This window comes from Collinsella aerofaciens (assembly GCF_001405375.1).
Lineage (GTDB): Bacteria > Actinomycetota > Coriobacteriia > Coriobacteriales > Coriobacteriaceae > Collinsella > Collinsella aerofaciens_F.
On the sequence record NZ_CYYP01000025.1, the window covers coordinates 1 to 9198 of the forward strand.

Genomic DNA, 9198 nt, shown 5'->3' on the forward strand with positions numbered 1-9198 from the left:
GCGGGCCAGGCTTTATCTGAACGACTTTGCGAAGCAACCGGAGTGAAGATAAAGCCTGGCCCGCCCGCGAAGCGCCCTGCGACCTACCGGGGATTGCTATGACGTACGTTGGCTGATGAATTGGAAGGAAAGGTCAACGGAGGCTGAAGGCAATTGGTTCAGCGAAAAACCCTGACGAATCTAATTCGTCAGGGCCCCACCAACGCTCACTCGTCGTTCATCGTTAAAGCTAGATATTCTCTTCCGCCCATTTCTCGAAATCGAGTTCTCGTCTCTGAGCAGTTCGGTAGACTTCCATGTCTTCGCGAGCGCCTACCACTACGATGGCCATCTTTTCTTTAATTCTGATGAGGCGGTACACGATTCGAATGCCACTTCCCCTGAGCTTGATCTTCATAAAGCCAGTCAAATCCGTACCTGCCTTGTTTCCAAGAGGCTTGCCGAATCCACCTTCGTTCTGCGGCAATGGGTTCGTTCTGATTTTTTCTATAGCCTTAAGGACGATCTTTCGTTGGGAGCCGTCCAGACGCTTAATATCCTTGATAGCATCCGGGTAGAAAGCGACTTCGTACCCACTCATTCAAACTCGACCTCATCCATCTGATCGAGTTCGTCCTGGCTCACACCCAGCTCTTCCATAACATCAGACAGGGAAACAAGCGCATCGTCACTTGCCACAGCCATTCTCTTAAGCGCCAACGTTAACAAGGTGAGGTCCTCCTCCGCTTGCTTCGCTTCCCTATATTCATCGGGTGTAACAATCACAAACGCTGGCTTGTTGTGTTTGAGAACCACAACAGGATTGTCGTCCCCAACCTTCGAAAATGCAGCCGAGCCCTTACCGTGGCTGAAATCGCTAATTGGAACAAGGTTGTCGAGCATCTGCAAAGCAGGCATACATACCTCCTAAAAATGAATTCTTTTTCAAATTCATTTTATCATTCTTTTTTGCTATATTGTACCGCGCAACCGAAACAACCTTTTTAGAATACGAATCCGAGCTTAGAATGACTGTTGGCCCTCGCACCGCCCTTGCCTCTTTTATTACGTCAAGTGGTATACAGCGAAGCAAAATGGCGATCTAAAGTGCGCGGCACTCGCCTCGCATCGCTACAAAAAACAAACTGCTCCCCACCCACTCGGGCAAGGAGCAAGCCTCATTTTTAATCAGACTGAGAACCACGAATGCAGAAACACAGGCGACTTCAGTCCCTTATCGCCGAGAGACGTTATTGTGCAGCCATTTCTTTAAGCTTCTCAGCCATCAACAAACACACGTCTTCCGATTGCGGGTACACGCCAAAATGATCGAAGAAACCATGGTCACATCCGGCATATTCGATGACCTCGACATCGATTCCTGAAGACCGTAATTTTGTAGCCCATTTTTCATCGGGGATACGAAGCGGATCGTATTCGGATGTCACGATAGTCACCGGGGGGAAATCAGTGCAGTCCTCAAGCATTAGCGCAGAAATCAACGGGTCATGAGGAGACATTTTTCCGTGTGCACAAAGTTCGACCATCGGGCCGTCCGAATCGCGAAGATGGTCGATGCGAAAACGCGCAACGTCCTCTTGATCGGCTATCGCAGGAAAATCCTCATATCCCTCGCCCTGTTCGCCCGCAAGGTCGACTTCAGGATAGATTTCGAAGGCATGGGCTACAGCTCCAGCACCCCTGAGCTGAACACACGCATTAGTAAGGCTTCCTCCTGCGGAGTCGCCGGCGACCATTATTTTATGAGGATTGATTCCGAGATCCCCGGCATGCTCGCACACATAATCAAGAGCAAGAACGCAATCCTCGATCTGCCCGGGAAATGCCGTCTCCGGCGCCAAGCGATATTCTGGATAAACCACCACTGCACCAGACTTTTCGGCGATGAACTCGAGCTGATGTTCAAATTGCAGAACATTCCCCGCCATAAACGCGCCGCCATGCAGGTAAACAAGCGCTGGACTTGCCTTCTTATGATTTGGTGGCGTCCAGACGAATAAATCTATATAGCGATCGGCCGCCTCCATGAGGATCTCATCGCGCTGAACCTCACCATCGAGTAGGCGGTATGTCGGCTTATCCGGGCGATGGCGCATTCCAATAAGGCTCGTCCAGCTCGGAGACATGCTAACATTCCGCATCTTCTTGCGAGATACCTCGAGAATTCGTGGGTCAAGCACATGCTCTCTTTCATCATCAGGAACCGGACGAATTTGAACCTCGAGCCCCCTCTTCTCGGTTATAAACGAGCGACCGGAGATGGCGCCAATCAACGCCTCGTCGTATTGTCTGCCCATCTTAAATCCCCTCTCGGCGATAACGCCAAATCGATATTTCCATAACTTTTGAGATAACGGCTTATGATGTCCTCAGTTGTCGTATATCTATGTACTAAAGAAACTGAAGACCAAGGGGTCCACCATGCCTGCAGCAAAAGACGAGCTCACTCAGCCAGAGCTTCTCTATCAGACCGTTGAAAACGATATCCTCAAGAAAATAGTTTCTGGCGAACTCCCCGGCGGCAGTCAGATTCCCACCGAAACCGAGCTTTGCAAGCAATACAAAGTAAGCAGGATCACCGTAAGACGCGCCGTACAGAATCTCATTGACCAAAACTTGCTCTACCGCCTGCGAGGCAAGGGAACATTCGTAAACCCATCGAAGCTCACCCTGAAACGAGGAACAAGCACCATTTTCAATTTGAGCTCCGACCCCCAATACGGCGATAAAACAACCAAGTCCATCCTGGAAACAGGCTTGATCAAGGCTGATGCCCACATTGCACGGGAGCTCAAAATTGACAACGGAACCGTAGTGCAACGAGTTGCGCGCTTGGTTTATATCGAAAATGCCCCCTGCGCCATCGACACCGTTTATGCAACGCAGGGCACTCTGCCCGGACTACTGGAGCTTCTCACAGACAATGCCAGTCTTTTCGACCTGATCGCCAACCATTACAGCATCGCAACCGGTATTGAGAAGCTCAAAATCACCGCAGGAATAGCGGGGCTCCAAGAAGCAAACCTTCTCGGTTATATCGTTGGAGCCCCCGTGAGCGTTGTCGAGCACGTCACATATGCCTGCGATGAAATGCCGCTCCACTATTCAAAAACCGTTTGGCGAGCAGACGCATCGTCCTTCGAGTTCAGCATCTCAAAAGATGGACGCCTTCTCTAGCCCAAAATCCCCAGGACGCCGAGCACAATACCCGCAGCGAGAATGCCCACAATCTGCCAAATAATTTTGACCTGTTTCTTATTGCAAAGACACATGATCCCGAACGCGCAGAGCGGCAAAAGAGCCGGGAATATCCCATCGAGCGTTTCCTGCAACTTAAACGCGGTGTCGCCGAAGTTAAGAGCGAGCGGAGTGGTAACTGCAACGGTGGTCGCCACCATTCCACCAACTACCATTAGTCCCACAATCGCCAGGCCGGACGTAACTTTGTGCATTACATCAGAATCGTTCAGCTTCGAAATCATGCCACTGCCAAGCGAATAACCATACTGAAGCCCAAACCAGCGGATCAGGATCGTTGGGACATTATAAAGAAGCAGGAACAGGATTGGGCCGAGCAGACTGCCCGAAAGGCAAAGTCCTGTCACAACGCCCGTCGCAATCATGCGAAGCGTACTGGCAATCAGTGAATCTCCAATACCGGAAAGCGGAGCCATAAGCGATGCTTTCATGGCGTTAATTGAGGCGGTGTCAAAGTCCTGATTGTTGGCGTTCTCCTCCTCCATGGAGGCCACAATGCCGGCGACCAGAGGATTAAACGTAACTTGAATATTGTAGAACTCAAGATGACGCTTATATGCCTCGATCCGGTCTTCAGGCTTATCGTATAACCGCTTGATTACCGGAATCATGTCGTAGCAGAAACCAAGCATCGGTGTACAAGGGGTACAAACAAGATTAAAAAGAAATGTTAGGTTTGAAAGTAAGTAGAGTGGCAAAATCAAGAGTGTTCAGATTTTCCACTCTACTTGAACGTGGTCGCTGGTTGCGCTGATTGAAATAATCAGGCCGTCAGCGGCTTTTCTTTTGTCGTCAAACTCAATGATGTCCCAGTGGTCAAGATAATAGGAAAGCTCCTGTTCCTTTTGGGGTGACATTGTTTCGACGGACAATTCTGCAATCGCCTTTGAAATGGTCTGGCGGCGAGTGTCCAGTTCTTCAATTTTTTTGTTGGCATAGGCAAGCAGTGTTGCATTGGCTCCGGTCAGTGTATCAAGCAGTTTTTCAATTTCGGCTTCGACCTGTGCAAGCTCAATCTGATAGGCGGTCAGTTTCGGATTTGCTTTTTCCTCTTTGTCGTGCCGGACTTGAAAATTCTTAAATCTTGCCCGCATGGCATTGAAGATAAATTCCTCAAATTCAGGCTTGCGGATTTTCCCACAGCCCGGACAACCTTTTGTTTGAATACGTTTCGTGCAACGGAAATATTCAACGCTTTTAGGATTGTGCGTGGCCTTTAGCGCATATCCGCAATGTCCGCATTTGACTTTTCCGGCAAGCCATGTGTTTTTCGGTTTGCGGCCTTGCTGGAAGGTCTTATTCGCCATTAGCTTCTTCCGGCATTTCAGCCATACGTCAGACGGTATGAGTGCTTCGTGTGGGGCAATCACAAGTATCTGGTCTTTCAGGCACCTGTCCTTATCCTCCTTTACATCCCGGCCCTGATAGAGATAGCAGCCGTTGGTTCCGGCAAAATCAGAAGCGTCATTGACAATGGCTGCGCCCTGGCTTTTGAAAAACTCATAGAGTTCCAAGTCTGCCTGTGCATAGACCGGATTTCTCAAAAGCTGGGAGAGGAACGTGCGGAACAGGGATTTTCCGTAAACCTTGATATTCTGTTCTTCAAAGTAACGGGTAATATCCCCGAAGGACGTTTCCGGTTCGGAATACATCTCAAACATCAGCTTCACATATTGAGCGGTTTCGGGGTCTGCCACCATTTTCTTTGTGCGGATACCTTCAACCACTGTCGGTTCCAACTGATAACCGTATGGGGCCTGCCCGCTCATGTGAAAGCCTTTCAGGCACCGGGAGTAATAAGCGTCTGTCACGCGCTTCTGGATTGTCTCACGTTCAAGCTGTGCGAATACGATACAGATATTCAGCATGGCCCGTCCCATCGGGGTCGAGGTGTCGAATTTCTCGGTGGATGAAACAAACTCCACATCGTACTCTTGAAACAGCTCCATCATGTTCGCAAAATCCAGAATGGAGCGGCTGATCCGGTCCAGCTTATAAACGATTACCCGCCGTACCCTGCCTTTTCGGATTTCTCCCAGCAGCTTTTGAAACTCCGGCCGGTCCGTGTTTTTCCCGGAATAGCCTTTATCCTTGAATACCTTACAGCTCCCGCCTTTCAGTTCGTACTTGCAAAAGTCAATCTGGCTTTCAATGCTGATACTGTCCTTGCGGTCTACCGACTGCCTTGCGTAAATACAATCTTCTCTGATAATGTCCATATTGGGCTCCTTTCCGTATGGAATGGAGCTACCAACCTTACAACTATATTATACTATTAGCAGCCCCGGACAACAATGTTGCGATTGATTAGAGAAATCTGTCCCCGTACTTGCTGAATATGTCGTACAGATTATTTTCAATTTCTCTTTTCCGCTTCTTCCTTTCCTCCGGGGAGAGTACCGGCGTCAGGTTTTCCAGCACAATGAGCTTGCCTTGAAAATAAACAGATTGCTTGTCGCTTTGGTATGTAACAGCTTGAACCATTGAAAACCTCCCTTTTCCAGTATAGGTTAATGCCGACCAGTCTCCCTCTTGTCCGAATGGGGAAACGTCAAAAAACGGCACCCCGAGAGGTGCCGCTCTTTGAGCTTTCCCCAGCTTCGGGCCAATGTGGACCGAGGTCAATAGTCGCCATGATAGTATTTCTGCTCTGCCTCATTGATGGTATGGAAGTCAAAGACTTCGTAAAGCTGCCGTACCACACGGCGAATATCCTCATGGGAGAAGCCACAGTCCTGCATTGCCATAATCACATAACCACGGCAGGCGTCGTTGCTCCATGCGTCCGGTTCCAGTCCCGGAATGGACGGATAAGTTTTCTTCATAAGGTTCTCCTATTCATAAAAGTATGGGGCCTCGCCGGAAAGGTCGCTCTATCATCAGACAGAATAGCGGCGAGGCCCCACAGGTCAAAAGTGCTTTTCAGATAGACCGGACGGGCGGATGGCGTTCCACCCCATAGCATTTCAGCTCTCCCCATTCTGATGGCAAGGCGATCTCATTACCTGCGACGGCTCACGGTTCGCAACACCGCTGCACGCTCGGATTGTGACTAATCGCAAGTATCCGGGATTTTGTGTTTTATCCGGCAGACCTGCCAAGGCCCGCCTGCGGCATGGGCCTTGTCGCTCTCTCTATTCTCTGGCAATAGAGGTCATGGCGGGCCTGTCACTGGACACAAGCACCCTTCGTATCCGGGTATCTTTTTATTCAGTTTTCAAGCTGCGTAAGGCTTGTCCTAACTTCGGGCCAATGTGGCCCGAGGCTTTGACTGCCTCTCATATACCATTTCATTTTTTGGCCTAAATCGGTACGCCTTACAGAACTTTTTTCAAAATTTTTTCCAGGCTCCGCAGACCGCGCTCAATGGCGACCCGCACGACTTTTTCATGGACGCCTTCTGCCCGGGCAATATCCTTTTTGGTCATGCCGAGAATGAAATGGGCGTAAATACGTTTTGCCTGCTTATCCGGCAGCCGGGAAATGGCGGCATGGAGTTCCTGCATATTCACCTTACGCTCATACAGCTCATGTGGAGAAAGAGCGACGAAAAGAGCCTCATGCTCAATGCCGTCATTCCGGTCAAGGGAGTAGTACGCCTTGTGCCGGTATGTACGCAGACGGTAAGCCGCCTCTTTGTGGTCGAACTCGGAAAACAGATCGGCCACTTCGTCAGTCACTTCAACAAAACAATCCTGTGTATAATGAGGGTAAATATCCCGCAGATTGATGATTTTCATAAATACCTCCGTTTCGGGTGTTCAGGTTAATGGGTAGCCGAAACGGAGGCGGTGGTGAGCGACATCGGGGTACGACCTCGGGCCAACATGGCCCGAAGTCATTGGAGGCAAAACAAAAAGTACCCGGACGGCACATAGCCGTACAGGTACATGAAATCACATTATCTGTCAGGTCAAGACAAATTTCGCATACAGTGCCGCAACATCCCTGTGCAAAAGCAGGGATTTTTTTGATAGGTCATACCCTGTCAAAAATCGTCGCTTACAAATAAAAACCACGGCGGCACCTCCACACAGGCCGCCGTAATTTCTTACACCTTAGTCGTCATCTCCTTCCAAGGGGCTAAAGAAACGGCGGCTTTCAAAAGCCGCCGTAAATGTAAATAGGCATGAAAATTTTATGCTGAACGACGGCTTTTTTTCTTTTGCCGTCGTCCGGCAACAGTTAGTTTTCAATTTTTTTCTTGTGGGAAAAGACAATCAATCCAACCAGAAACATCACGATAAGGCAAAGTACAATGCTGATACATCCGCCGATGGTGGCCGGTACAGGGGCTTCATAGTAAGTAGATTTATCCGAGAAGAACATAGACACACGATATGCGAAGCTGCCCGGAATGATAAAACCACTTTCTGAACCGATGAACAGGCAGGATGCAAAGCCATATATAACCCCTACGACGCTTGTTACAATGATATTGCGGCTCAGGTTGATAACGATTGCCCCTAAACAGGTAGTTATCAAAACGACAACACCAGCTTCAATTCCAAACCCGATTGCCAGATTGAGGAACAGGGAAACACCCCCGGTCAACCTGCCTGCTCCATTGAGTACCGTCACAAGCAGGCCAAAAGCGATAAATAAGACGGCCGCGAAGCCGAAGCCGATAACGATGCTGACAGCGACTTTCGATAGAAAGAGCTTCTTCTTTGAAAAACCGTAGGTAATCCAGTTGATGTAAGTCTTGTTCTTGTATTCCTGATAAAACAGCGAACCAATCAAAATGAAGATCACCATTGGGAAGAACATGGAAAACTGGTTATTCATAAAGAAGAACAGGTCGGCAAGCGATTTTGTGCTGTTGTTGAAAACTGCCCCCGCACCGCCGGTAATGATGGGAAGAAGCGACAGCAGCAGAAGAAATACCATAAACCATTCCCGCTTCAACTTGTAAAACTCATTTTTAATCAACATTCCCATTATGCTTCCTCCCTCTGGCCGGAAGTCATAATATCCTCATACAGTGCTTCCAGTTCCTTTTCGTTATAGTCGTTTTCTACAACCTTGATGATTTTTCCGCCACGAATGAAAATAAGAACATCTGTGACAGCGGCAATCTCCGTCAGATTATGGCTTGATACCAAAATACAGTGTTGGGGAGATTTCAGGCGTTCTTTCAGAAGCAGCCGGATTTCCTTTATCCCCATCGGATCAAGGCCATTGGTAGGTTCGTCCAGCAGCAAATATTGAACATTGCCTAAAAAGGCGCGGGCAATTCCCAGCCGTTGGCGCATTCCCAAAGAAAGTTGAGAGAACAGCTTTTTCCGGGCGTCCAGCAGGTTTACTTGTTTGAGCGCCGCTTCGATGTTTGGCCGTTTCAGACCTAAATACTGCGCGTGGAGCTTCAAATTTTCCTCTACGGTGAGCCGGGGGTAAAAAGCCGGGTATTCAATCAAACTTCCAAAACATCTGCTGGAAACGGGTTGTCCATCCGAGAAGATTTCTCCCGAAAAGGCGGTCAGGCCCAGCATGGACTTAAACAGCGTTGTTTTTCCAGCCCCGTTTGGCCCCAGAACACCATAGATTTTTCCTTTCTCTAAAGTCAGGTTGATGTTAGATAGCAAGGCGGTATTTCCAACATTCAGATTTACATTTTTGATTTGCAGCATGAAATTCCTCCGTTATTGAAAAAAGATAAAAAGCAAAAAGGCCACAGCGTAAATCAAAAATGAAATCCCGATGGGTTTTGACCTCTGTTTTAGCCCTTTTAGGCCATCGCTCAATATGCCATGCAAAGCCATGAGCAGGCACACCACCAAAGCGATGAGTGAAATTACTAAAGCTACTTTAACCATTGTTTGTACCTCCTATGGGATCGCGTCGAAAATGTTGGTGTAAGGGTGACACCCTAGCGCCCGTTTAACGAAGAACGGCCTTCGTCCTAGAATCTGAAATCACCACAACAACAGGTTCTAGGAA

12 protein-coding genes are annotated in these 9198 nt (G+C 48.7%); 1 reads left to right on the plus strand and 11 read right to left on the minus strand.

What is annotated here, in order from left to right:
* Nucleotides 1–229: 229 nt before the first annotated feature.
* The 3 genes from ARB25_RS09385 to ARB25_RS09395 form a co-directional block, all read right to left on the minus strand.
* Nucleotides 230–580 (minus strand): type II toxin-antitoxin system RelE family toxin, encoded by a 351-nt coding sequence (locus ARB25_RS09385; protein ID WP_055287604.1) that lies wholly within the window; start codon nt 578–580, stop codon nt 230–232.
* Nucleotides 577–897: a type II toxin-antitoxin system prevent-host-death family antitoxin gene (locus tag ARB25_RS09390; RefSeq protein ID WP_055287606.1), complete on the minus strand. Its 321-nt coding sequence runs from the start codon at nt 895–897 to the stop codon at nt 577–579. The genes ARB25_RS09385 and ARB25_RS09390 overlap by 4 nt, the downstream gene beginning before the upstream one ends.
* A gap of 332 nt (nt 898–1229) precedes the next feature.
* Nucleotides 1230–2297: an alpha/beta hydrolase gene (locus ARB25_RS09395; protein ID WP_055287608.1), complete on the minus strand. Its 1068-nt coding sequence runs from the start codon at nt 2295–2297 to the stop codon at nt 1230–1232.
* 124 nt (nt 2298–2421) lie between these two features.
* On the opposite strand from ARB25_RS09395, the gene ARB25_RS09400 reads away from it, so the two are divergent.
* Nucleotides 2422–3177 carry a GntR family transcriptional regulator gene (locus ARB25_RS09400; RefSeq protein ID WP_055287610.1) on the plus strand — a complete coding sequence of 252 codons (756 nt, stop codon included), beginning with the start codon at nt 2422–2424 and terminating at the stop codon, nt 3175–3177.
* On the opposite strand, the gene ARB25_RS09405 is transcribed toward ARB25_RS09400, so the two are convergent.
* The 8 genes from ARB25_RS09405 to ARB25_RS09435 all read right to left on the minus strand — a co-directional run bounded on the left by ARB25_RS09405 (nt 3174) and on the right by ARB25_RS09435 (nt 9074).
* A complete protein-coding gene (locus ARB25_RS09405) occupies nt 3174–3890 on the minus strand; it encodes a PTS system mannose/fructose/sorbose family transporter subunit IID (RefSeq protein ID WP_301280530.1) in 717 nt (238 codons plus the stop codon). The genes ARB25_RS09400 and ARB25_RS09405 overlap by 4 nt on opposite strands.
* Nucleotides 3891–3968: 78 nt before the next feature.
* Entirely contained in the window at nt 3969–5477 is a 1509-nt protein-coding gene (locus ARB25_RS09410; protein WP_055287612.1) for a recombinase family protein, read from the minus strand.
* An 88-nt stretch (nt 5478–5565) separates the two neighbouring features.
* The gene (locus ARB25_RS10200; protein WP_172676362.1) at nt 5566–5742 is read right to left on the minus strand and encodes a hypothetical protein; all 177 of its coding nucleotides are present in this window, start codon (nt 5740–5742) and stop codon (nt 5566–5568) included.
* 137 nt (nt 5743–5879) lie between these two features.
* Complete coding sequence (locus ARB25_RS09415; protein ID WP_055287613.1) at nt 5880–6083, minus strand: hypothetical protein; 204 nt, start codon at nt 6081–6083, stop codon at nt 5880–5882.
* 492 nt (nt 6084–6575) lie between these two features.
* Nucleotides 6576–6998 (minus strand): RNA polymerase sigma factor, encoded by a 423-nt coding sequence (locus ARB25_RS09420; RefSeq protein WP_055287615.1) that lies wholly within the window; start codon nt 6996–6998, stop codon nt 6576–6578.
* Nucleotides 6999–7443: 445 nt separating this feature from the next.
* Entirely contained in the window at nt 7444–8199 is a 756-nt protein-coding gene (locus ARB25_RS09425; protein ID WP_055287617.1) for an ABC transporter permease, read from the minus strand.
* Nucleotides 8199–8888: an ABC transporter ATP-binding protein gene (locus ARB25_RS09430; RefSeq protein WP_055287619.1), complete on the minus strand. Its 690-nt coding sequence runs from the start codon at nt 8886–8888 to the stop codon at nt 8199–8201. The genes ARB25_RS09425 and ARB25_RS09430 overlap by 1 nt, the downstream gene beginning before the upstream one ends.
* Nucleotides 8889–8900: 12 nt before the next feature.
* Nucleotides 8901–9074 carry a hypothetical protein gene (locus ARB25_RS09435; protein WP_055287621.1) on the minus strand — a complete coding sequence of 58 codons (174 nt, stop codon included), beginning with the start codon at nt 9072–9074 and terminating at the stop codon, nt 8901–8903.
* Nucleotides 9075–9198 lie beyond the last annotated feature (124 nt).